Here is a 24,924-nt window from a genome sequence, read left to right as displayed (position 1 = left end):
CCCATGCAGCATGGTTGCTTATTGGTATTAATATATGAGACGTATATTCGTATGTCAGAAAATTTTGCGCAGTTATTTGAAGAAAGCTTAAAGGGTTTTGAAGCAGAGCAAGGCTCTATCGTTAAAGGTACAGTAATCTCTATCGAGAATAACATTGTACTTGTAGATGCTGGTCTTAAATCAGAAAGTGCTATCCCTGCTGAGCAGTTCAAAAATGCTGCTGGTGAACTTGAAGTTGCTGTAGGCGACGAAGTAGATGTTGCACTAGATGCAATTGAAGACGGTTTCGGTGAAACTATTCTTTCTCGTGAGAAAGCTAAGCGTCACGAAGCATGGATCCGTCTTGAGAAAGCATGTGAAGAGCAAGAGACTGTTACTGGTGTTATCAACGGTAAAGTTAAAGGCGGTTTCACAGTTGAAGTTGATTCAATCCGTGCTTTCCTACCTGGTTCACTTGTTGATGTTCGTCCAGTACGTGACACAACTCACCTTGAAGGCAAAGAGCTTGAATTTAAAGTAATCAAGCTTGACCAAAAACGTAACAACGTTGTTGTTTCACGTCGTGCAGTTATCGAATCTGAAAACTCACAAGAACGTGAAGAGCTTCTTGCTAACCTTGTTGAAGGCCAAGAAGTTAAAGGTATCGTTAAGAACCTTACTGACTACGGTGCATTCGTTGACCTTGGTGGTGTTGATGGTCTACTACACATTACTGATATGGCTTGGAAGCGTGTTAAGCACCCTTCAGAAATCGTTAATGTTGGCGACGAAATCGCAGTTAAAGTTCTAAAATTCGACAAAGATAAAACTCGTGTATCTCTAGGCCTTAAACAGCTTGGTGAAGATCCATGGGCAGCTATCGCTGGTCGTTACCCAGAAGGTTCTAAACTTTCTGGTCGTGTTACTAACCTTACAGATTACGGCTGTTTCGTGGAAATCGAAGAAGGCGTTGAAGGTTTAGTACACGTTTCTGAAATGGATTGGACTAACAAAAACATCCATCCTTCAAAAGTTGTTAGCTTAGGCGACACTGTTGAAGTTATGGTTTTAGAAATTGACGAAGAACGTCGTCGTATTTCTCTTGGTCTTAAGCAATGTATTGCTAATCCTTGGCAGGAATTTGCTCGTCTACAAAACAAAGGCGATCAAGTTACTGGTAAGATCAAATCAATCACTGACTTCGGTATCTTTATCGGTCTTGACGGTGGTATTGACGGTCTTGTACACCTTTCAGACATTTCTTGGAATACACCTGGCGAAGAAGCTGTACGTGAATTCAAGAAAGGCGACGAAATCACTGCTATCGTATTGCAAGTTGACCCAGAGCGTGAACGTATCTCTCTAGGTGTTAAGCAAATCGAAGCTGACCCATTCAATAACTACCTTGATGCAAACAAAAAAGGTGCTATTGTTAAAGGTAAAGTGACTGAAGTTGATGCGAAAGGCGCAACTGTTGAACTTATCGAAGGCGTTGAAGGTTACATCCGTGTAGCTGATATCGCTCAAGAACGCGTTGAAGATGCAACTACTGTTGTTTCTGTAGGCGACGAGATTGAAGTTAAATACGTTGGTGTTGATCGTAAGAACCGCACTTTAAGCTTATCTGTAAAAGCTCTTTTCGAAGCAGAAGAGAAAGAAGTACTAGAGAAGCTTAAGAAAGAAGAGCCAGTGTTTGAAAACGCAATGGCAGCTGCTTTCGCAAATGCACAAAAAGACTAATATATAATTAGTTTTTAGTTGGAAGGGCATTTTTTGCCCTTCCTATATCTCTTTTTAAGGAAACGCTATGACTAAGTCAGAACTGATAGAAACACTTGCGGAACAACACGCACACGTTCCAGTGAAAGATGTTGAGAATGCTGTAAAAGAAATTCTTGAACAAATGGCCGGCTCATTATCTACTTCAGATCGTATTGAGATCAGAGGTTTTGGTAGTTTCTCTTTGCATTTCCGCGCTCCTCGCACAGGTCGTAATCCTAAGACTGGCGATACAGTTGAGCTTGAAGGAAAGCATGTACCTCATTTTAAACCAGGCAAAGAATTACGCGACCGCGTAAATGAAAGCATTGCCTAGTTAACTTAGTGGAGTAGTTACTTGTTCAAGGTATTAAAAATTATTCTGGTTGCGCTATGCCTCATCAGTGCATTTGTATTAGGGTCACAAAACCCACAGTTAGTACAAATAAATTATATTATAGCCAGTAATACACTACCTTTAGCTGTAATAATAAGTATCTGCTTTTTATTAGGTGTTTTAGTGGGTTGTTTTATTAGCTTTAAATTGTTTTCACAATTAAAGTGGCAAAACTACCGCTTAAAAAAGCAATTAGCGCCTGAAAAAGATAAAAAAAAGCTTGCCGCGAATAAAGACACCTAACTATGATTGAGCTTTTGTTTTTACTATTACCTGTTGCCGCCGGTTACGGCTGGATTATGGGTAAAAACAGTGCTAAAAACCAAGCTCATCAACTAAATCGTCAGATCACTTCTGAATACAGCAAAGGCTTAAAGTTTCTACTCGACAGAGAAGAAGACCAAGGCTTAGAGCACTTGATTAATTTGCTTGAAGTTTCAGCTGACTCTGTTGAACACTATTCTACACTTGCCACCATGTTTCGCCGTAGAGGTGAATTAGACCGCGCAATTAAAATTCATGAACTTCTATTAAAACACCCAGGCTTAAATGAACAACAAGCTGCAACTAGCCGTTTAGAACTTGCCGAAGATTATATAATGGCTGGTCTACTAGATAGTGCAGAAGAGCACTTAGTTTGGTTAGTTAAGGCTGGCCATGTAGAAGCGCTAGACCCTATTATTACTTTATATTCGCAAACCCGTGAATGGGAAAAAGGCATCAACATGTTTGAAGCCCACAGCGAACTATTTTCAAAAGAACAACAATTTAAAGCGATTGCTAATTTTTATTGTGAATCAGCTTTAAGTGATAACACACCCCAACTAATGAGAAAAGCGATTAGCTTAAATTATAAAGCCGTACGTCCGCTTTACGAGTTAGGATTAGTTGCTTACGCGAAAGAAGATTACGTTAAAGCTATTTATTACTGGCGTGAGCTTGTATCACAATTCACTTTGTTTGCGCCGTTGTTTATTGATGAGCTAGCTCACAGCTATAAACAATTAAATTTAACGCATCAATTTCATGAATTAGTCAGTGACTTGTTAGAAAAGGGCGGTGTATTAATTAAAATAAAACATTGCCAAGCATTGCTTGAGCAAGGACACACTAAACAAGCCTTTGAATTTCTAACTGATAGCTTAAAACGTCAACCTACTATTCGTGGTTTCAGTTTTTTACTGCAATTAATGGGTGACCAAAATAAAAATACTAAAGAAGTACTTAATGAAATTGATAAGCTTGTAACCTCTTATATTGCTACAAAACCTGATTTCCAATGTCAGCATTGCGGTTTTACAAGCTACACCATATATTGGAATTGCCCTTCTTGTAAGCATTGGGAAACCATTGTTCCAAGTCGAGGCTTAGACGGATTTTAATAACCCCTTAAATAATATCGGATTTAACTATGATAATTTTAGCAAATTAAACTGAGAGTTTACTGGGTTGGAATTTTTTGATGTTGTGTCTATATAAATTTCTCTACACCTTCTCTCAAATTACCAGCTAGCACTATTGCATTAAATCTACTTATACAATTACTTTATATCAATTCGCTTAATTAAGTGGTCTGTTTTGAGGTAAGAAAATTGTGTCGATAACAAGGCAAAAAATTTCGTAATATTATTGTTCTATATAAGAAATTTTTAACGCAGTTAGCGTCAGATTTGGTCCTCAAATTGATTAAGTATTATTGCGGATTGGTATTATAGCCATACATTAGGATAGTCATGTCTTTCGAACAGTCAAAAAAAATTCTTATAGCATTAGATTACGATGATCAAGAGGTTGCTTTAAACTTTGTTAAACAACTTTCTCCTGATACATGTCGTCTTAAAGTAGGCAAAGAGATGTTTACTTATTTTGGACCTGCATTTGTTAAAGAGTTAATTGATTTAGGTTTTGATGTTTTTCTAGATTTAAAATTTCATGACATCCCTAATACAGTAGCTAAAGCTGTTACTGCAGCTGCGAAAATGGGTGTGTGGATGGTAAACGTTCATGCTTCTGGTGGTTTTGAAATGATGAGCAAAGCTAAATCGGCTCTAGAACAATTTGGCGATAAAGCGCCATTACTTATCGCGGTTACTGTATTAACAAGCATGGATGAAACAGAACTAAAGCGTTTAGGCGTTGATAAATCTGCTCAAGAGCAAGTTATATATTTAGCTAAGCTTGCAAAGGAAGCAGGGCTTGATGGCGTTGTGTGTTCTGCACAAGAAGCAAAAGCTTTAAAAGCAGAGTTAGGTGAGAACTTTAAACTTGTAACACCAGGTATACGTCCTGAAGGCAGTGATGCTGGCGATCAAAAGCGTATTATGACTCCTAAGCAAGCAATAGATGCAGGAAGTGATTATTTAGTTATAGGACGACCTATTACTCAGGCGGATGATCCCGTAAAAGTGCTTAGTGATGTTAATAGATCTATAGAATAATTTAACAAAAAGCAGCAATATAGTGCTAAAAGCCCTTACCTCATGTGTATTTTATGTTACATTATTAGGATTGAAATGTAGTAGGGGTTTGTTTTGAAGTTATTATTAGGTTTTATAATTATTATTGTTGCGGGTTTTTCAGTAAATAAAAATCTTTTTTCTAATAAAGCATATGATGATGTTACATCAGTAACAGATATAATCACGAATTACCCTGTCAATATGTTCGATTTTAAACAAACAATGCAAGATTATGCACACCACCTGTGTTACAAAAATGAGGATACACTTACATCTCAGCATATAACAGTAACTGATTGCATATCTAAGCTTGATGATAAAAAAATAGAATGCGAAAAGAAGGTTTTTCGTTTGGCACCGCTTAACCTAGAGTCAAAAGGTGAAGTGCTTGATTATTCAAGGCAATATACGCAATGTACATTGCCTTATAAGTATATTTTAGGTTAATTACAAACAGATAATATTAGTAATTACAGCCTATTATTTATAATTAAGATCTTAAGCGAATGGATTTCGCTTCAATATCTATCAACTCTTGTTTGAATAATCCACCAATTGCTTTTTTATAGTTAGCTTTACTAGTAGAAAACATCTTTTTTATTGCTTCAGGTTCAGATTTATCACCTAATGGGATAACACCACCTTCATTTTTTAGTTTTTGCATAATAGTTTCACCAAGGTCACTTACTTTTCCCATACCTGGTTTTTCTAATACAACATCAATTTTTCCATCTTCACGTACTTTCTGAATGAAGCCTTTAAGCTTTTGACCCACAAATAAGCTTTTAAATACCATATTATAAAAAACAACACCGAAATGCGATTCTTCAATTAATACCTTGTAGCCAATATCTGTTTTGCCAGCAACAATTAAATCCACTTCTTGTAAGTGAGTATATTGCGGCTCATCTTTAGATAGGAAGCGATTAAAGTTGTTTGATGCACAAATACGTTGGCTTGCATTATCAAGGTACAAACGAACTAAATATGAGTGACCTTCTTGCATGCGTGGTTTTTGTTCGTTAAACGGGGTTAGTACATCTTTCTCAAGACCCCAATCTAAAAATGCACCAATACTATTAATTTCTTTAACGCGAAGCAGGGCATATTCACCTACTTGTGCGTGTGGCTTTTTAGTTGTGGCAGTTGCTAAGTTAGCGTTGTCTAAAAAGATAAATACACTAATGCTATCGCCCGCTTCAAGCTCATGTTTAATTTCTTGTTTTGGTAAAAACACTTCACCTAAATCATGACCATCTAAGTAAGCACCTTCGTTACTCACTTCTTTTACAAATAATGTTTGTGTGGTTCCTAGGTAACTCATAATTATTCCTGCTCAGTCTTTTTTTTACGGCGCATTGGTGTATCGCCATCAATGTTCATTGGTGCTTTAATTGGTGCTGTTGGCTTTTTAGGTTTGGCTTTGCGTTTAAATACAGGCTTTTTAACAGCGGCGGATTTTTCTTTAGATTTATCCCACGTTGCCTCAGGCTTTTTCTCTTTTAAACCTTTAAACTTAGCTTTTAAGCCCTCTACGCTCGCAAATTTTAACTCATCATTTAAAAATGCTTTAATAGCTAAATAACTTGCCCAATCTTTTGGGCCAACTAATGAAATTGCGTTACCTTTAAAGCCAGCTCGTCCTGTACGACCTATGCGGTGTACATACTCTTCAGCGTGTTTTGGTAAATCAAAGTTAATAACATGCGTTACACTTAGTAAATCTAAACCACGAGATGCAACATCGGTGGTGATTAATATTTTAAAGTTTTCGCGACTAAACGAATCCATTATATCTAAACGTTTATTTTGTGTTAAATCACCAGCAAGCGCTACAGACTTGAAGCCTTTAGCATTAAGCGCTTCACTCAAGCGACTCGTGTCAGAACGTGTTGCTGTGAAGATAATGCATTGACCAACATCATCTTGATTCAAAAAGTGCTCTAATAGCGCTTCTTTGTGATCAAGGTGATCGGCTAGATATAAAGTTTGTTTAATATCGCTATGTTGCTCGTTCGCTGCACTTAGCGTAATTTGCTTTGGTTTTTTTAATAGGTTACGTGATAGAGCATCTACTTGAGCATGGTCAAGTGTTGCAGAAAACAATAACGTTTGACGTAAACGGTGATTAGCTTGCTCGTTAATCATTTTTAACTGCTCGGTAAAGCCTAAATCTAAAATACGATCGGCTTCATCAAAAATAAGCAGTTCTAGTCCACTCAATTGTAATGAACGTTTTGTAATGTGATCAGCTAAACGCCCTGGTGTAGCAACTACGAATTGTGGGTCGTTTCTAAGTGCTTTTATTTGGTCATTAAAGTTTTCGCCACCAAGTATTTTTACGGCCTTAATGGCTGTGCCTGCAATTAATAAACGCAGCTGGGTAAATACTTGCGTAGCAAGCTCACGAGTAGGAGCAACAATAAGTACACGAGGATCGCGTTTACTGAGTGCTTTTTGTTTCATAACCCTTTGTACAGCAGGTAATAAAAACGCCAAGGTTTTGCCCGACCCAGTTTTAGACTGAGCGAAAATGTCATGCCCTGCAAGTGCGGTAGGCACTGCATGCGCTTGAATATCGGTGGGCTGGGTGATCCCTTGATGTGCTAGTTGTGTTTCAAGGCGTGTATCAATCCCAAGATCAGTAAACTGCAATGTGTGTTTCTCCAAAATGAGCAAATTAAGTCTATAAATTTATCAGCGCATTATAGCTTACACAGATAGGTCGCTAACAGTAAAAACCAATCTATAGCGCTATTTTTTGCAATTAAACTAAAAAAGCGTAAAATACGCGCCCCATATGCGCCGGATTTACGATTCGGTAAACGCCAATACTGGCTAATAAGGCAAAATAGGAAATAGAATGACTGTTGTTCATAAAGATAATGTAACGGGCGCTCACTTTGTAGTATGTGCGCTGTATAAATTTGTTGGTTTACCTGAATTTGAAGCTATCCGTAAGCCGTTGCTTGAAGTGATGGAAGCAAATGAAGTACGCGGTACTTTACTACTCGCTGCCGAAGGTATAAACGGCACTGTTTCTGCAAAACGTGAAGGGATAGACAACTTATTAGCCTGGCTTGATGAGCAACCAAATTTAAAAAACATCGTAACAAAAGAATCTTACGATGATGAATGCCCGTTTTACCGCACTAAAGTAAAACTAAAAAAAGAAATTGTAACAATGGGCGTTGAAGGCGTAGATCCGCTTAAAGTTGTGGGTAGCTATGTAAAGCCAAATGAGTGGAACGCACTTATATCTGATCCAGAAGTAATTTTAATTGATACACGTAATGATTACGAAATTGAAATTGGTACATTTCAAAATGCAGTCGATCCAAATACTAAAACCTTTCGCGAATTTCCACAGTGGGCTAAAGAAAACTTAGACCCTGAAAAACATAAAAAAGTAGCGATGTTTTGTACAGGTGGTATCCGCTGCGAAAAATCGACGGCCTACATGAAAGAGCAAGGTTTTGATGAAGTTTATCATCTTGAAGGCGGCATTTTAAAATATCTAGAAGAAGTGCCAAAAGAAGAAACCATGTGGGAAGGCGAATGTTTTGTATTTGATAATCGCGTTGCGGTTGATCACGACTTACAAAAGGGCTCTTATGATCAATGCCACGCGTGCCGTATGCCAATTACAGAAGACGAAAAGTTAAAGCCTGAATACATGGAAGGTGTATCTTGTCACCATTGTATTGAAGAAGTGACAGACGAGCAGCGGACACGTTTTGCGGAGCGCCAAAAGCAAATAGAATTAGCGCAAGCCCGTGGCGAAGGCCATATTGGTAATGAGGCACAAGCTGTTTTACAGCAACGTAAAGAAGCCAAAAAAGCCCAAAAAGACGCTCAGCGCGGTAAATAAATTTTTACAATAAGTATTATATTTAAAGAGTCTATTTAGGCTCTTTTTTTGTGCCCAAAATTGTGTAGTAATTGTTTTCACACTCCGATGATAGTGTTAATCTGCAAAACATATTTAGTCATTTTAATGCGCATACAGGAAGGGATTTATGCAAGCCGAACAAGTTGAAATCGCACAATTTTTAGCACAACATCCTCCTTTTGATGACTTACCTCAAAAAGCGCTTAATGAGCTAGCTCAACAAGTAGAAGTTGCTTATTTTAGAGCAAAAACAGACATTTTAAGTTTTGGACAAGACATATCTGATTTGTATGTGATTAGAAGTGGTTCTGTAGAAATGTATCGCCGAAATGGTGAGCTATACAATCGTTTGGCCATCGCAGGAATATTTGGTCAAATGGGTTTATTGATGAACCGTAAGGTGCGTTTTCCTGCAACTGCCCTTGAAGATACGTTAGTTTATTGTATAAATGTCGAGCTATTTAATCGTTACTGTGATGAGTTTGATGCGTTTGCTGATTACTTTGAAACAGATGGTAACGTGCGTTTACATCAAGCTATTGTTGAACAAGCCGATGGCAATGACCTTACAACCGCTAAAGTAAAATCATTAATTCACAGAGATGTAGTCACCGTAGATGCAACATCTACAATACAAGATATCGCTAAATTAATGACCGAAGAGGCGGTATCGTCAGTTTTGGTAACCGATGTAAATAAACCAATAAACGACGATCCTGAGGAAGATGATGGACAAGTCGTTGGCATAATAACCGATAGGGATTTACGCTCAAAAGTAGTGGCTAAAGGGCTTGCTTTTAACACACAAGCAAAAGAGATTATGTCTACTAACTTAGTGCTTTTAGACGCTAATGACTATATTTTTGAAGCAGTACTGGCCATGCTCAGAGATAATCTCCATCATTTACCTGTAGTACAAAAAAGACGTCCTATAGGAGTTATCTCCCTCTCTGATATTTTACGTTACGAATCGCAAAGCAGCTTATTACTTGTACGCGGCATACTTGCTCAACAAACAATTGAGGATTTAGCGCATTATGCACGCCAATTACCCAATGTTTTTGTGCGTATGGTTAATGAAGATGCAAATTCACACATGATTGGCACTGCCATGGCCGTTATTGGGCGTACATTTAAACAAAGATTACTGGTATTAGCTGAAGAAAAGTTTGGTCCACCTCCCGTTCCTTATTGTTTTATTGCACTGGGCTCCATGGCTCGCGACGAGCAACTTATTGTAACTGATCAAGATAACGCACTAATTTTAGATGACAGTTACGACGATGAAAAACATAACGCGTACTTTCAAAATATTGCCGATTTTGTGTGTGATGGCTTAGCGCAGTGTGGTTACACTTATTGTGATGGCGAAATAATGGCGTCGTTTAAAAAATGGCGTAAAACTCGCTCAGAGTGGTTCGATCAATTTGCTGATTGGATAGCCCAGCCAAAACCACAAGCACTGCTTAATAGCTCTATATTTTTTGATTTAGACGGTGTGTGGGGCAAAACCAAGTGGGCCGACGAGCTTAAAATATTTATAGCGAAACAAAGTAAAGTGAATCGCGTGTTTCTAGCAAATATGGCGGCAAATGCTCGAAATAGGACACCACCTCTTGGCTTTTTTAAAGGCTTTGTTATGGAGCATAACGGCCAACATAAGCGTTCAATGAACTTAAAACGAAGAGGTACTGCACCACTTTCTGATGTTATACGTGTACACGCATTAGCTATTGGTTCGCGTAAACAAAACTCGTTTGAGCGATTAGAAGATATTATTGAAGCTAAGCTATTACCGCAGGGTAAAGCGCAAGATTTACGTGATTCACTTGAGTATATTGCTATGATGCGAATTCGCCATCAAGCGTGGCAAATAGAGAAGGGCGAAGAGCCTGATAACGACTTAGACCCACATTTACTGTCTCCTTTTGAACAGCGAAACTTGAAAGAGGCATTCGCTATTTTAGAAAAAGCACAAAGCTATTTAAAATTTAGCTACACAGCAAACTCTGGTGTGAAGTAGCCTATGAATCCGCGCAATTATAAAGCAGTTGATTGGCAAGCTAGATATAACGAGCTTGCCAACAGCACCGAAAATAAACTTCTAAAACACTTTTATGCAGGTGCTTATAATCAAGATAAAGCCGCTGTAGAAGATGTGCCTTTCGTAGCAATGGACTTTGAAACAACAGGTTTAAATAGCCAAAACGACGATATTGTGAGTGTTGGCTTAGTGCCGTTTAATTTAAAGCGTATTTATTGCAAACACAGCCGGCATTGGGTTGTTCAACCAAGACGTAACCTGCATGAAGAGTCTATTTTAATCCATAGAATAACGCACTCTGAGGTGGATGACGCCCCAGACTTTAATCGAATTATTGAGCCTTTACTTGAAGCGCTAAGTGGTAAAGTTGTCGTGGTACATTACGCCGCAATAGAACGACATTTTTTAAATAATGCGTTATTACTAAGGCTTAAAGAAGGTGTTGAGTTTGCTCTTGTTGACACAATGGAGCTAGAAAAAAGAGCACTAAAAGAGAGGCAAGGTTTATTAGGCCGATTATTTAATACAAAACTAGGCTCGCTCAGATTAACAGATTGCCGTGCGCGTTATTCCCTACCTGCGTACCAAAATCATAATGCGTTAACGGATGCACTTGCCACAGCTGAGCTTTTACAAGCGCAACTGAGTCATCATTACCGTGTAGATACTCCAATCTCAGAGTTGTGGGTATAATACTAATACGCAATAATACTTTAATCATATTGAGGGTTAAACCTGACGCTAGCTGCGTTAAAAATTTCTCATTTAGAGCAATTAAATAAAGAAATTTTGCCTTACTATCGAGAAGTTTTTCCTGCCACAAAATAGATCACTTTATTAAGCGAATGGATATAACCTTAAATAGTTAAATAAAAAAGCGCCGCAAAAATTGCGGCGCTTTCGTTACTAATTAAAAGTATTGCTTACTAAAAGTATTATTTAACTGGGCGAGGCTCAGTTCGTAAACCTAAAACTAAGCTTAAACACATAAACAACAATACAATAGTAAATGGCAAGCCTGTAGAAACAGCACCTGCTTGTAGTGCTTCGATTGCTTGTGTACCACCAATCCAAAGTAAGGCCGCTGCAATTGCGCCCTCTACCGTTGCCCAAAATATACGTTGTGGCACCGGTGCGTCAATTTTACCGCCAGCTGTAATTGAATCAATGACTAATGAGCCTGAGTCAGATGACGTAATAAAAAATACTAACACTAATATAATCGCAATAAATGATAAGATATTAGATAGAGGTAATGCATCAAACATCTGGAACATAGCTAAAGGGACATCAGTTAAACCATTAGTGCCTAGTGCACCAACACCATTAACTACTTGATCAATAGCAATACCGCCGTATATAGACATCCATAAAATAGTGACAGCAGTAGGGACGAGTAATACCGCAATTAAGAACTCACGAATTGTACGACCACGTGATACACGCGCGATAAACATACCTACGAACGGTGACCAAGAAATCCACCAAGCCCAGTAAAATACAGTCCAGCCATGCATCCATGTTTCGTCTTCACGGCCGTGAGGATTACTCAATGGAATAATGTTTTCTACATAGCCCATCACGGTAGTCGGTACATTACCCATTGCTACAGCAAAGCCCACTAAACAAACAAACAATAATAATGAGAAAGCAATTAACATGTTTACATTACTTAGCAGTTTCACACCACCGTCAATACCGCGAACCACAGAAACAATGGCTAAAAGTGTTACACCCGCAATAACTAGAATTTGAGAGCCAATGCCACCTTCTGTACCAAATACATGGTTAATACCTGCAGAGGCTTGTTGAGCACCTAAACCTAAAGATGTTGCAAGGCCAAATAACGTAGCAAGTACAGCTAAGATATCAATGATATGACCAGGCCAACCCCATGCTCTATCACCTAATATAGGATAAAAAATAGAACGAATAGAAAGCGGTAAACCTTTGTTATACGTAAAAAATGCAAGAGATAAACCAACAACAGCGTAAATAGCCCAAGGATGAAGACCCCAATGGAACATAGTTGCGCCCATTGCTAATTTTGCAGCTTCTGGTGTATTAGCGGCTACATTAAGTGGTGTTTCGTACCAACCAGTAAAGTAAGCAACCGGTTCAGCAACGCCCCAAAACATAAGGCCGATACCCATACCTGCAGCAAATAACATAGCAAGCCATGAAACTCGAGAGTGAGAAGGTTTAGCATCATCACCACCAAGGCGAATATTCCCGTAAGGAGAAACAATAAGTGCTAAACAAAAGAGTACAAAGAAGTTAGCAGCCCACATAAATAGGGCATCAAAATTATTAATAATATCGGTCTTGATACTATCAAGCGCTGTTTTTGCAGTTTGTGGGTCGGTAACAAGTATGGCGATTAAAAAGATGACAATCAGGCCCGCACTAGTTCCAAAAACAGGGTTGTGTATATCAAACCCCCACTTTTGTACGTTGTCCTGACCTACGGTGTAGTCCGTATTGTCAATACTATATTTGTCATGATTTTCCTTCATGCAATACCTCTTTAGTTGTCCTAACAAGCCAAAATAAATTCGGCGTCATATCGAATTACATTAGCCTTTAAATATTAAGTAAAAAGTAATACCGTAATTATTTGAAGACTAACTAATTTGAAGAGTGATCATACAGCTAGTAGTGTATGAGTTAAATATTAAATGTAAATGAATTTGTATTTAAAACGCTGTTTATATAGCCAAATTAATGATTCTTTTATTTAAAAAGCCCTAAAATTATAAATTCAGTGAACGTTAAAATTTAGTTTGCTATTAAAAGTATTAATTTACTTAGTTAAGTAAAAAAAGATCACTTTTAAGCAACTTAATTAATGCTTAAATACTAGGGCTTGTTGATCTTTTAGGATTAAAATTTGTTCAATTTAGGAGCTGTTTAATCGATCCTAGGTTTGTAACCTAACGGTTCGATAACTGCTCCTGCGTTATTCTGCATGCTTACATACACGTGAGAATAATTAAAAGCTGAGCAGCAAAGAGCAAATTTCCCTTTAGGGCTAGTATAAATTTATAAGCTGATAAGCATCTTTAATCAAGTTGTAATATGAATATGATTTAACACAACATTAGGGCATGTTGAATTTTGGCGATTGAATTTACAGTAGTATGTTTGGTTTTTAGGCAAGGCAGAGCCTATGTAGTGTGGTCATTCCCCATAAATAGGCGATAACGCAGCATAAATACCAAACATACACTGCCCTTTGGGTTCTTTCTAGGGACGATTAACTCTTTGTTACTCGGTTTTTACTTAGCCCACTAGGTTACAAACCTCGTGCCGCGATTTAATCGCCCCTAGATTGAACAAATTTCAATCCAAAAAGCTCAGCATGCCCTAAGCTATATTTTATAAATAGATAGGCAAAGGATTAATACTATTATGCGTGAATGCGTTACAAACAATACCAATCAAAACGAACTTGTTAAACGCTTTTGCAGCGTTAGAGGCGAAAGCCTGGCTATTATTGAACCACTCACTGTAGAAGATTGCCAATTACAAGCTATGGCAGATACCAGCCCAAGCAAATGGCATTTAGCGCACACCACGTGGTTTTTTGAAACGTTTTTACTTAGTGTTTACTGTAAACAGTACACTGTGTTTAACTCTCACTACCGAATGCTTTTTAATTCTTACTACAATGGGATTGGAGAGCAATTTAAACGGGCAAACCGAGGTAGTTTATCTAGACCTAGTTTAGATGAAGTTTTAGCTTATAGAGAGCATGTAGATAGCTGTGTGGTTGAATTACTTAAAACTGAAGTTAGTCCACAAATTAAAGATATTATTGAACTTGGGTTACACCACGAGCAACAGCATCAAGAACTAATGCTTATGGACATCAAATATAACTTTTCAGTAAATCCGTTATTTCCGCAATATAAAACATCGCCTTTAAACAGCCAAAACAAATCAGCAGATATTAAGCCTCTCAATTTTATAAATTTTGAGCAAGGTATTATTAATATAGGTACAAATGCCGACGATGAATTTGCATATGATAACGAGCGCCCCAAACACCAAGTATTAATTCATCCATTCAGTTTTGCTAATAGATTGGTCACTAATGGTGAGTATTTAGACTTTATAAATGCAGGTGGATACAGCAATCCACAGTATTGGTTAAGTGACGGTTGGGCAAATATACAAAACAACGCTCTAACGCAACCATTATATTGGCATTGTATAGATAACGAGTGGTTTGAGTTTACACACTATGGATTAGAGCCTCTCAATTTAAATGCCCCGATCTGTCATGTTAGTTATTTTGAGGCCAGTGCCTATGCTAATTTTGTAAAGGCTCGCTTGCCTACAGAGTTCGAATGGGAATATGCAGCTAAAAATACACCTTCAACAGAGATTAATAATCACTACCTAACACCACAGCAAGCAAAAGGTGATGCTGAAATAAATCAGTTAACTGATTCGTGTTGGCAATGGACGAACAGTGCATATTTACCATACCCCGGTTTTAAGCCTATTGAAGGAGTAGCAGGGGAATACAATGGTAAATTTATGAATAACCAAATGGTGTTACGTGGTGGGTGTGTGTTTACCCCTCAAAACCATTTACGACAAACATACCGAAATTTTTATTACCCGCATCAAGCGTGGATGTGCAGCGGGATAAGACTAGCTAAGGATATAGTATGAGCCAAGTAACAGCGATTAAGCAAAGCAACATAACCGACACTGAATTTCTAAACGACGTGATAAGCGGATTAACTCAACAACAAAAAACGCTTCCGTGTAAATATTTTTATGATGATAAAGGTGCTGCATTATTTGAGCAAATAACAACATTACAAGAGTATTACGTAACACGAACTGAGCTTTCTATATTAGAGCAACATTCGCAGTCGATTGCTCAAATGCTGCCTGAAAACCTCTCTATTATAGAGCCCGGCTGTGGCTCGGGTAAAAAAGTAGCCTATTTATTAGCACATATGGCAAACGTTAAAACCTTTGTACCGTTTGAAATATCTGAGGAGATGCTCAGTTATTCACTTGCACATTTGTCACCGTTATTTCCAGATTTGGCAATTTCGCCATTATTAGGAGACTTTACACATAGCCAAATGGTTAAACAGCTAACCAAAGACACCGCTTTAGACAGTCAAACTAATTTGGTGTACTTTCCGGGGTCTACTCTTGGTAATTTTGCACCTGTAAAAGCAATTGAAATTATGAATAATTTCCATCGCTTATGTGGTTTAAATGGCTATGTGCTAATTGGCATTGATTTAGTAAAAGAGCGCCAAGTGTTACTTGATGCATATAACGATAAGTTAGGTATAACCGCCGCGTTTAATAAAAACTTACTACAACGTATTAATAACGAGCTAAACGGCACATTTAATATAGATAACTTTAGCCACGAGTCACGCTTTAACGAGCAACATAGCCGTATCGAAATGCATTTAGTAAGTAATCGTACTCAAAGCGTGATTATAAATGATCAGCAAATAGACTTTATAGAAGGCGAAAGTATCCATACAGAAAACTCTCACAAGTACACGCTCGAGTCGTTTAAGCAGCTTGCAGCGCAAGCTAATTTAAAGTTAGAGCAAACATGGCAAGACGATAGTAACTATTTTGCTCTGTGTTTATTAAGGCCGCTTTAAACGTTACTTAAGTTTAGGGCGTGTTGATCTTTGATAGTTGAATTTGCAGCAATATGTTTGGTTTTTAGGCAAGGCAGAGCCTATGAAGTGTGGTTATTCCACATAAATAGGCGATAACGCAGCATAAATGCCAAACATGTGCTGCCCTTCGGGTTCTGCCTAGGGGCGATAAACTCTTTGTTGCTCGATTTTTACTTAGCCCACTAGGTTACAAACCTCGCGCCGCGATTTAATCGCCCCTAGATTGAACAAATTTCAATTCGCAAAGATCAACACGCCCTAGTAAATTACAACTTGGGCATTGTTAAACTCATAGTTTAGCAATGCCCCATTATTTGATTGCTGTATAAGCGCAGCTTTATTTAAACCGTATAGTCTAAATAGCAGAGGGGCAATAACAGATACCGCAGAGCCCGTTGCACTGTCTTCATTTACACCAAACTGGGGTGCAAAGTATCTAAAATGCGCTATGGCATTTTTCTTGTCTTTATTTTTTATACTAAGGGCAATTACTGCATTTTTGTGGAGTGCACACAAAGCTTTAAAATCAACGTGTACGCTTTTTAAATCGTCTTTTTCAACTGCTTTATCGAATTCTTTACTAAATTCCTTATTAAATTCTTTATTAAATTCTTTATTAAATAACACAACCGTATAACCGTTATTTTCGCCGGTACTGTAGGCTGCTTTTATTGCTACTGAAAACACACTTTGTAACTCACCTTCAGCTAACTCGCTTTTTTTAGGCTCTATGCTTTTTAGTAACAGCTGAGCGCGTTGTTTTTTTACTCTTATAGTAAAGCGCTCATTACTCATTGAAGTAAATACTTCAGGGCAATAACCCAAATGGTCTATTAAAAAATTAGCGGCTGCTAAAGTACCATGCCCACAGCGTTTAATTTCACTCGTTTGATTAAACCAGCGAATTTTACAATGGCGTTTAGTTATCTCATTTTGATTTAAAAATACGGTAGCAGGGTAAGTTGATTGTGATGCAATATATTGCATTGTTTTTGATGTTAACCCATTTTTAAAAATAACAATTAAAGCACTTGAGCCTTTTAAGTTATGTACAGGGCTATAAAAAACAGATTCGGTGGAAGTGAGCTCTATAAAGCGAAGCGTAAGCCATTTAGGCTTACGCTTCGCTAAACAAAGAGTATTAACCTTTGCTTGCATATGCGTCGTTATGAACGCCCGCAGCACGACCTGATGGATCAGCATTGTTTTGGAACGATGCGTCCCATGCAAGTGCTTCAGGAGTCGAACACGCTACCGATTTACCATGCGGTACACATTTAGCTGATGCATCACCAGGGAAATGCGATTCAAAAATAGTACGGTAGTAGTAAGCTTCTTTTGAATCTGGCGTATTAATAGGGTATTTAAATTTCGCATTTTCAAGCTCTTGATCGCTCACTTGCTCATTTACAAACTCTTTTAAGGTATCAATCCAGCTGTAGCCTACACCGTCTGAAAATTGCTCTTTTTGACGCCATAGCACTTCATCAGGTAAGTAACCTTCAAAGCCTTCACGTAAAATGTGTTTTTCAATTTTTCCATCTTTACACATTTTAGCTTCAGGGTTGATACGCATAGCAACATCAACAAATTCTTTATCAAGAAACGGTACACGTGCTTCTACGCCCCATGCCGCCATTGATTTATTAGCACGTAAACAGTCAAACATATGCAGTTTTGATACTTTACGGTTTAGCTCTTCATGAAACTCTTGTGCGTTAGGGGCTTTATGGAAGTATAAGTAACCACCAAATAGCTCATCAGCACCTTCGCCAGATAACACCATTTTAATGCCCATAGCTTTAATTTGGCGAGCCATTAAGTACATAGGTGTAGAGGCACGAATTGTTGTTACGTCGTAGGTTTCTATGTGGTAAATCACTTCACGCAGTGCATCAATACCTTCTTGAATCGTAAAAATGATAGGGTGGTGAATAGTACCAATCATGTCAGCTACTTTTTGTGCAGCCGCTAAATCAGGTGAGCCCTCAAGGCCTACTGAAAAAGAATGCAGCTTAGGCCACCATGCGTCGCTTTCGTCGTTATCTTCAATACGTTTTGCAGCAAAGCGCTGGGTAATAGCAGAGATAACCGATGAGTCTAAACCACCAGAAAGTAATACACCGTAAGGCACGTCACACATTAATTGACGTTTAACGGCCGCTTCTAATGCATCTTTAACGTCTTGCGCTTCTGCGCTGTTATCTTTAACTGCATCAAATGTTTCCCAATCACGTTTGTAATAAGGCGTCATTTTACCATCTTTGCTGTACAGGTAATGCCCTGGTGGAAATTCTTCAATATGCTTACAAATTGGAGAAAGTGCTTTTAGCTCAGAAGCAACGTAAAAGTTACCGTGCTCGTCGTGACCGGTGTAAAGCGGGATAATACCAATATGGTCACGGCCAATTAAGTAAGCGTCATTTTCTTCATCGTATAAACAAAATGCAAAAATGCCATTTAGATCATCTAAAAAGTCAGGCCCTTTTTGTTTATACAGCGCTAAAATAACTTCACAGTCTGATTGAGTTTGAAAAGTAAAATCAACATCTAGCTCTGCTGCAAGTTCTTTATGATTATAAATCTCGCCGTTAACCGCTAAAATATTTGTTTTCTCAGGATTGTATAAAGGCTGTGCACCGCTTGATACACCAACAATAGCTAAACGCTCATGCACTAAAATAGCTTTTTCAGATGCATATACACCAGACCAATCTGGGCCACGGTGTCTAAGCAGCTTTGACATTTCAATTGCTTGGGTACGCAATTGAGTGGGATCAGATTTAATATCTAATACCCCAAAAATTGAACACATAGTAACTCCTCATTCCTATTATGTGTGCAGCAGAGCCAATTTGCTGTGCTGCGAAACCTTGTTTTATCAGAAAAAATTACTCAAGTCACATAGCTTTTACAATTAATTAAGAATAATTTATGCACCAAGCTAGATGTAATTGCACCAAAGTGGTTAATGCGTAGTTCCTGCTGCTATTTTTACGTCGCTATTATTGTTTAAAGCTTGTGCAATCATAACTCTCAGGGCATTAATAACGGTTTCTTCGCTCATGCTTGGTGCGCCATTGTGGTGCACAGCTTGGCTTGGTAAATAAGGAATATGCACAAAGCCACCTTTCATTACAGCGCAGTGATCATTTATGTAATGCATAAGACCATACATAACGTGATTACACACATACGTACCTGCTGTATTGGAAATGGCAGCAGGTATATTGCTGTTGTGCAATGCTTGTAACATGCGCTTTATTGGTAAGTTTGTGAAATAGGCATCAGGGCCATTTTTTTCTATTGGTGTATCGATAGGCTGCTTACCTGCATTGTCTTTAATGCGTGCATCGTCAACGTTTATTGCAATACGCTCAATTGATATTTCGCTGCGCCCACCAGCTTGGCCTATACATAAAACAACCGCCGGATTGTGCGACTCAATGGCGTTTATAAGCTGACTGATAGACGTATTAAATTCACAGGCAAGTTCTAGTGTGCATATTTTGTGTTTCATGATGATAGTTTCATCAAGTTTTTGCACTGCTTGCCAAGAAGGGTTTATAGCTTCGCCACCAAAAGGAGCAAAGCCAGTTATTAATACACACGGCATAGTAGAAGTTGATTTAGTCATTAAACACCAAGCTATACATTAAAATAATATTAACGGCGAGTAAGGTAACGGCCGTCGGAATTTGAACCTTTATTACATGGTACCTATTTTTAAAATCTAGGGCGTGTTGATTCTAGAATATTTTATAGGTTATTTTTAAGTGCAAGGCTCAATTGATGTAGGTGCCCGTCAAGTTTCTGCTTCGCCTTTGCTGCTTCTTCAAACGTTACATATTTAAATTCAACAGTATCTAAAGGTCTAAATTGTGCAAATTGATGTAAGTCGGCTTCAATTACAGTCCCTAAAAGAGGGTAGCCCCCGGTTGTTTGACCATCGTTAAGTAGCACAATAGGCTCACCATTCGGTGGCAGTTGAATACTCCCAGGACTCACCCCTAGTGATGGCAAAGAGTGCGAATGTGCCAAATTATTTTTATGCTCAAGCCTTACGCCCATTCGGTTGCTGTTACTACTAACTTTAAATGGGGTAGATACAAAGTTGTTAAGTAAAGGCTCGCCTAACAAATTAGCATGAGGACTTGGGTGCAGTCGTATAAGCTTGCGCTGGGCGGGAGCAATTGCGCCTACTTTTATAAACTCTCCATAATAAGGAGTAATAGGTATTTCATCACCAGTGGCGAGAGCTCTACCTTCAATACCACCAAAACATGCGTTTAAATCTGTAGATTTAGAGCCCATAACTTCAGTATTTTGTATACCGTCTTTCACTGATAAATAAGCTCTTAAGCCGGCTCTACCAGTAGCAAAGCTCAGTACTTGTTTGTTTTTTACTGCATATGTCCAACCAGGATAAATTGCTTGTCCATCAAGGGTTGCTTGCAAATCTGCACCATGAAGCGCAATTACTGTGTCGCAGGTGAATTCCAGCTCGCACAAACCAACGGTTATTTCTAAAACGGCATCATTGTCGTTATTGTTAAGTAATCTATTAGCAATTATTTGTGCAAAGGGGTCTAAGCTACCCGCTTTGCTTACACCTAGATGGCGGTAGCCATCACGGCCAAAATCTTGAATGGTAAGTAATACACCACTTTTAAGTACTTTAATCATGAGTTGCTCCTTTATTAACTAGCGGAACAAATTCAAGCGTATCGCCTGGTTGAATTAAACAAGGTTGCTCAGAGGTCGAATCAAACAAAGCAGTATCTGTATGACCTATTATGTGCCAACCACCAGGGGTATCTGCGGGGTAAATTCCGGTTTGTTCAGCACCTATCGCAACAGAGCCTTTAGGAACTTTAATGCGTGGCTCATCACGCCTTGGCGTATGTAATTGCTCATCTAAGCCATGTAGGTAAGCAAAACCGGGCTGGAAGCCTAAAAATAAAACGTGGTACTTGGTTTTACTATGAATATTAATAACCTCATCAGCGTTTAAATTATGATAACGAGCCACGTAATTAATATCCTCACCCTTGTATATGGTTTCGATTAAGTGATGCTGCCCCTTAAAAGTACTCGTTTTAATATCATTCCACAGCGAAGGTAGCACTTGTAACCACTTATTTAAGTGTTTATCTGATTTTAAATAGAGAGTGAGCGAGTTCATGGCTGGCACCAAATCGGTAAATTCATCAGTGCTTTTACAGTGGCTAGCTAAAGCCCAAATTTTCTTTTGAATAGAGAGTCTATCTATAGCGTCTAAATGCGATGCATCAAGTAGTAAACTACTGTTTGTTAATGCATAAATATGGGGAGCTGGCTTCATTAAATAAACCTATTTGTACAACATAATTTAAACGTAACACAGTTTTATTAATTTATTTACACCATTGCGACTAAGTGGTTATGTTTAGTGTTTATTTACCCAGCTTACTTTAAGAGTGTTTTTATATTCAATTAATCGTATTTAACTTATTGAGGACTAAAACTTAATACATTTCGTACTAAATAAGTAATTAGGTTGAAATGAAAATTAAGATAAGGAGGTCTTAATTAGCACGCACTTGTTTATGAGGTACTTTATGAAACACCAGCATTTATTATATTTATCAGGCGCTGCTATTATATTTAGCGCAGGCAGCTTTGCTTTATCTATGGAAAAGGTAGAACACAGTAATGTAGAAGCCACCATGCATGTAGAAACCATCGTACTGGGGTCTGGTTGTTTTTGGGGAGCCGAAAAACGCTACGAAGCGCTTAATGGCGTTATTGATGCTGAGTCGGGTTATGCTGACGGTAATGGGTTTAAAGCAACGTACAGAAATATCACCGATCAGTCTCGTCGTTTTGACGAGAATAATTATGCTGAGGTTGTACAGGTTATGTATAACAGCAATATAATTTCAGCAGAAGATCTCTTAAAAAATTATTTTGAAAGTCACGATCCTACGCAAAAAAATCGCCAAGGTAACGACATCGGTACGCAATATCGTTCAATCGTATTAACGACTACTGATGCACAAGCTAAAGTAGCTGAGCAAGTTAAATCGCAATATCAGCAGCTTTTAACTGATGCGAGCTACGGCGAAATCGAAACGGTTATTAAACCGCTTACAGGTTTTGTATCGGCAGAAGAATATCACCAAAATTATCTAGAAAAGAACCCTAATGGCTATTGCCCCGATCATTCTACAGGCGTAGTTTTTAATAAAACACCCGTAGAAAAAGCAGACAACAGTGCTCTACTCGCAGGTAAGCAAATAGTGGTACTTGATTCTCGTGATTACTGCCCGTACTGTGAAAAATTTAAAAAAGCAGTCGCAAATGATTACAAAGGCACAATACCTATGACATTTCGCCATGCTGACCAACTTAATGATTTAACTATTAAGTCAGCCACGTGGGCAACGCCGACTATTTTATTTTTAGAAAATGGCGTTGAGGTATATGGCCGTCAAGGCTATGCAACACCTGAAGAGTTTTATAAAGCATTAGGCGCTTTTAAATTAGGTAACAGTGATGCTTATAAAGTTGCATTCGATGCACGAACAGATAGACCTTATTGTAAAGAGTATAAAGAGTTTAAAAATACACCTGATGGTACTTTTGTTGATAAATTAAGTGGAGAGCCACTATTTGATACAAGCGATAGGTTTAACTCCGGTACTGGTTGGTTGTCGTTTAAGCACCCAGTCAAAAGTAGTGTAACGCAGCATGACGATAGCAGCTGGGGAATAACACGTATTGAGCTACGTTCTAAAAGTACAGGTATTCATCTTGGTCATTTATTCCCAGGAGAAGGCCCTAGAGGCACAGACCGCTACTGTATAAACGCAACAGTACTCGATTTTGTACCAAGAGATAAAAGCTAAACCTTTTACTTTGTAAAGCCTGATTTTAATCAGGCTTTTTTTTGCATAAAATAAAATAGATTTATCATATTCTTTGCAAATTTGTTAAAATTAAAGCGTTGAGCTACACATCAATAATATTACTTAGGTTGTAAATGAATCAATTTATAAAAATAACGACGCAGTTAATGTATTTGCCTTTAGCTTTATTAATTTTTATTACCGATGCTAAGTCGGCAACGCACTATGTCGTCGGCGTAGAGAATATAGAGTATCTACCTTACTTTGATGGTAGTGGAACAAATGGTGCTGACTATTATGGCTTCAGTGAAGAGTTGCTCACTTTATTTGCACAGCAGCACGATTTTGAATTTGAGTTTTACACGCTGCCAATTAATCGTCTCTATAAAGAATTCATTGATCACCATCATGTTGATTTTAAATATCCTGATAACCCTCAATGGAAACCAAGTTATAAAGCTTCCTTTGGTGATTTAAATGAAATCATTTATTCGCAGCCAACCGTTGTGACTAAAACAGGTATTGCGAGTTTAAATAAAAATATCACTATTGATGAATGCGTTAGTTTTGCAACGGTGAGAGGGTTTACGTCTCAAAGCTTTAAACCTTTAATGAATAACGAAAACGTTGAGCTAATTGAAACAGCTAACGTAATGGAATTAATAGAGATGCTTTTAAAAGAGCGAGTAGAGTGCGTTTACATATCTAACGATGTATTAAATTATAATATCGTTAAATACTTTAAACTAACCCGACCCGTTTATTTTCAAAACGAACTACCGGTAGATTTACAAGCCTTTTTATTATCGTCGATTGACTATCCTGACGTGATTAAGAAATTTGATACATTCTTGCTTTCACATAAAGTGCAAATACAGGAACTGAAAAAAGAATATCAAATAAAAAATTAACTAAAAAAGCCCCGTAAGTTATAACTTACGGGGCTTTTTAAAAGGTATTAACCTGTATATAACTATATTATGTNAACTAAAAAAGCCCCGTAAGTTATAACTTACGGGGCTTTTTAAAAGGTATTAACCTGTATATAACTATATTATGTATGTGCTTAATAATAAAAACAGTTCAAGCTAAGTCACCACCTAACTTGAACCATTTTTCACACTGACAACATCTTCACACACAATATAAAGATTCTGTTTGCTACGCTTAAGTAGCTTTGTATTACATATCGTGTGGTTTGAGCCAAGAATAAAAACAGTTCAAGCTAAGTCACCACCTAACTTGAACCATTTTTCACACTGACAACATCTTCACACACAATATAAAGATTCTGTTTGCTACGCTTAAGTAGCTTTGTTTTACATATAGTGTGGTTTGAGCCAAGAATAAAAACAGTTCAAGCTAAGTCACCACCTAACTTGAACCGCTTTTCACACTGACAACATCTTCACACACAATATAAAGATTCTGTTTGCTACACTTTGGTAGCTTTGTATTACATATCATATGGTTTGAGCCAAGAATAAAAACAGTTCAAGCTAAGTCACCACCTAACTTGAACCGCTTTTCACACTGACAACATCTTCACACACAATATAAAGATTTTTTACTGCTACTTATGAGTTACTAAAACTCAAAAGGTTGCATTTATTACTCTTAAAAACAATTTAATGTAAGTTGTTTTGAGTTGATGGAGTAACTTTAATATTTAACTTTATTTTCGACAAACGATAAAAACGAAACCAATGAGTGAAAAAAATTAAACTATAGACTTTAGTCTAATGCGTGGTTTTAAGTTTATGTATTTAAATAAAAATATTATTCAAAAATTTAAATTAGATTTAAGCGAACCATTAATACAACCCGTAA

General features: G+C 37.8%; 21 protein-coding genes and 1 pseudogene. 13 read left to right on the top strand and 9 right to left on the bottom strand.

Annotated elements, in window-relative coordinates:
• Positions 1-51 precede the first annotated feature (51 nt).
• The 6 genes from rpsA (at position 52) to I6F43_RS17565 (ending at position 5,040) form a co-directional block, all read left to right on the top strand.
• A complete protein-coding gene (rpsA, locus tag I6F43_RS17590) occupies positions 52-1,719 on the top strand; it encodes a 30S ribosomal protein S1 (RefSeq protein WP_002961176.1) in 1,668 nt (555 codons plus the stop codon).
• Positions 1,720-1,786: 67 nt separating this feature from the next.
• On the top strand, positions 1,787-2,074 hold the full coding sequence (ihfB, locus tag I6F43_RS17585) for an integration host factor subunit beta (protein ID WP_007583054.1): 288 nt from the start codon (positions 1,787-1,789) through the stop codon (positions 2,072-2,074).
• A gap of 21 nt (positions 2,075-2,095) precedes the next feature.
• Positions 2,096-2,377, top strand: coding sequence for a lipopolysaccharide assembly protein LapA domain-containing protein (locus I6F43_RS17580; RefSeq protein WP_007583056.1), 282 nt, complete (start codon positions 2,096-2,098; stop codon positions 2,375-2,377).
• Between the two features lie 2 nt (positions 2,378-2,379).
• Positions 2,380-3,516, top strand: a complete 1,137-nt coding sequence (lapB, locus tag I6F43_RS17575) for a lipopolysaccharide assembly protein LapB (RefSeq protein ID WP_010552858.1) — start codon at positions 2,380-2,382, stop codon at positions 3,514-3,516.
• Between the two features lie 351 nt (positions 3,517-3,867).
• Positions 3,868-4,572: an orotidine-5'-phosphate decarboxylase gene (gene pyrF, locus I6F43_RS17570; protein ID WP_197103360.1), complete on the top strand. Its 705-nt coding sequence runs from the start codon at positions 3,868-3,870 to the stop codon at positions 4,570-4,572.
• A gap of 93 nt (positions 4,573-4,665) precedes the next feature.
• A complete protein-coding gene (locus tag I6F43_RS17565) occupies positions 4,666-5,040 on the top strand; it encodes a hypothetical protein (protein WP_007583062.1) in 375 nt (124 codons plus the stop codon).
• Positions 5,041-5,083: 43 nt separating this feature from the next.
• Here the strand turns inward: I6F43_RS17565 and I6F43_RS17560 are convergent, their stop codons facing one another.
• Together I6F43_RS17560 and I6F43_RS17555 are read right to left on the bottom strand one after the other, a co-directional pair.
• Positions 5,084-5,917, bottom strand: a complete 834-nt coding sequence (locus I6F43_RS17560) for a CvfB family protein (RefSeq protein WP_024590152.1) — start codon at positions 5,915-5,917, stop codon at positions 5,084-5,086.
• A 2-nt stretch (positions 5,918-5,919) separates the two neighbouring features.
• Positions 5,920-7,248: a DEAD/DEAH box helicase gene (locus tag I6F43_RS17555; protein ID WP_007583068.1), complete on the bottom strand. Its 1,329-nt coding sequence runs from the start codon at positions 7,246-7,248 to the stop codon at positions 5,920-5,922.
• 208 nt (positions 7,249-7,456) lie between these two features.
• Between I6F43_RS17555 and trhO the strand changes: the two genes are divergently transcribed.
• The 3 genes from trhO (at position 7,457) to I6F43_RS17540 (ending at position 11,222) form a co-directional block, all read left to right on the top strand.
• Positions 7,457-8,464 (top strand): oxygen-dependent tRNA uridine(34) hydroxylase TrhO, encoded by a 1,008-nt coding sequence (trhO, locus tag I6F43_RS17550; protein WP_197103358.1) that lies wholly within the window; start codon positions 7,457-7,459, stop codon positions 8,462-8,464.
• A gap of 148 nt (positions 8,465-8,612) precedes the next feature.
• Positions 8,613-10,508 (top strand): DUF294 nucleotidyltransferase-like domain-containing protein, encoded by a 1,896-nt coding sequence (locus tag I6F43_RS17545; protein WP_197103356.1) that lies wholly within the window; start codon positions 8,613-8,615, stop codon positions 10,506-10,508.
• 3 nt (positions 10,509-10,511) lie between these two features.
• Positions 10,512-11,222: a 3'-5' exonuclease gene (locus I6F43_RS17540; protein WP_101217326.1), complete on the top strand. Its 711-nt coding sequence runs from the start codon at positions 10,512-10,514 to the stop codon at positions 11,220-11,222.
• A 242-nt stretch (positions 11,223-11,464) separates the two neighbouring features.
• Here the strand turns inward: I6F43_RS17540 and I6F43_RS17535 are convergent, their stop codons facing one another.
• Positions 11,465-13,045, bottom strand: a complete 1,581-nt coding sequence (locus tag I6F43_RS17535) for a BCCT family transporter (RefSeq protein WP_024590156.1) — start codon at positions 13,043-13,045, stop codon at positions 11,465-11,467.
• A gap of 895 nt (positions 13,046-13,940) precedes the next feature.
• On the opposite strand from I6F43_RS17535, the gene egtB reads away from it, so the two are divergent.
• Both egtB and egtD read left to right on the top strand, forming a co-directional pair.
• On the top strand, positions 13,941-15,212 hold the full coding sequence (gene egtB / locus I6F43_RS17530) for an ergothioneine biosynthesis protein EgtB (RefSeq protein WP_197103354.1): 1,272 nt from the start codon (positions 13,941-13,943) through the stop codon (positions 15,210-15,212).
• Positions 15,209-16,183: an L-histidine N(alpha)-methyltransferase gene (gene egtD, locus I6F43_RS17525; RefSeq protein WP_197103352.1), complete on the top strand. Its 975-nt coding sequence runs from the start codon at positions 15,209-15,211 to the stop codon at positions 16,181-16,183. Before egtB ends, egtD begins: the two co-directional genes overlap by 4 nt.
• 279 nt (positions 16,184-16,462) lie before the next feature.
• Here egtD and I6F43_RS17520 read toward each other — a convergent pair whose 3' ends face one another.
• The 6 genes and pseudogenes from I6F43_RS17520 to pxpB all read right to left on the bottom strand — a co-directional run bounded on the left by I6F43_RS17520 (position 16,463) and on the right by pxpB (position 21,548).
• On the bottom strand, positions 16,463-17,362 hold the full coding sequence (locus I6F43_RS17520) for a PhzF family phenazine biosynthesis protein (RefSeq protein WP_197103350.1): 900 nt from the start codon (positions 17,360-17,362) through the stop codon (positions 16,463-16,465).
• Positions 17,346-19,019, bottom strand: coding sequence for an asparagine synthase B (gene asnB / locus I6F43_RS17515; protein WP_007583083.1), 1,674 nt, complete (start codon positions 19,017-19,019; stop codon positions 17,346-17,348). The genes I6F43_RS17520 and asnB overlap by 17 nt, the downstream gene beginning before the upstream one ends.
• 153 nt (positions 19,020-19,172) lie before the next feature.
• Entirely contained in the window at positions 19,173-19,841 is a 669-nt protein-coding gene (gene pcp, locus I6F43_RS17510; RefSeq protein ID WP_080670012.1) for a pyroglutamyl-peptidase I, read from the bottom strand.
• Positions 19,834-19,929 (bottom strand): annotated as a pseudogene (locus tag I6F43_RS20180) (5-oxoproline transporter, DUF979 family subunit); the annotation flags it as partial. The pseudogene I6F43_RS20180 and the gene pcp, both read right to left, overlap by 8 nt.
• 34 nt (positions 19,930-19,963) lie before the next feature.
• A complete protein-coding gene (locus tag I6F43_RS17500; protein ID WP_165734997.1) occupies positions 19,964-20,890 on the bottom strand; it encodes a biotin-dependent carboxyltransferase family protein in 927 nt (308 codons plus the stop codon).
• Positions 20,883-21,548, bottom strand: coding sequence for a 5-oxoprolinase subunit PxpB (gene pxpB, locus I6F43_RS17495; RefSeq protein ID WP_197103349.1), 666 nt, complete (start codon positions 21,546-21,548; stop codon positions 20,883-20,885). Before pxpB ends, I6F43_RS17500 begins: the two co-directional genes overlap by 8 nt.
• 256 nt (positions 21,549-21,804) lie before the next feature.
• On the opposite strand from pxpB, the gene msrA reads away from it, so the two are divergent.
• Positions 21,805-23,094, top strand: coding sequence for a peptide-methionine (S)-S-oxide reductase MsrA (msrA, locus tag I6F43_RS17490; RefSeq protein ID WP_165721562.1), 1,290 nt, complete (start codon positions 21,805-21,807; stop codon positions 23,092-23,094).
• 134 nt (positions 23,095-23,228) lie between these two features.
• Positions 23,229-24,005 carry an amino acid ABC transporter substrate-binding protein gene (locus I6F43_RS17485; protein WP_197103348.1) on the top strand — a complete coding sequence of 259 codons (777 nt, stop codon included), beginning with the start codon at positions 23,229-23,231 and terminating at the stop codon, positions 24,003-24,005.
• Positions 24,006-24,924: the final 919 nt, after the last annotated feature.

The sequence above is a fragment of the Pseudoalteromonas sp. NZS71_1 genome (assembly GCF_015864305.1).
GTDB lineage: Bacteria > Pseudomonadota > Gammaproteobacteria > Enterobacterales > Alteromonadaceae > Pseudoalteromonas > Pseudoalteromonas arctica.
This window is presented reverse-complemented; position numbering and strand designations above follow the sequence as displayed.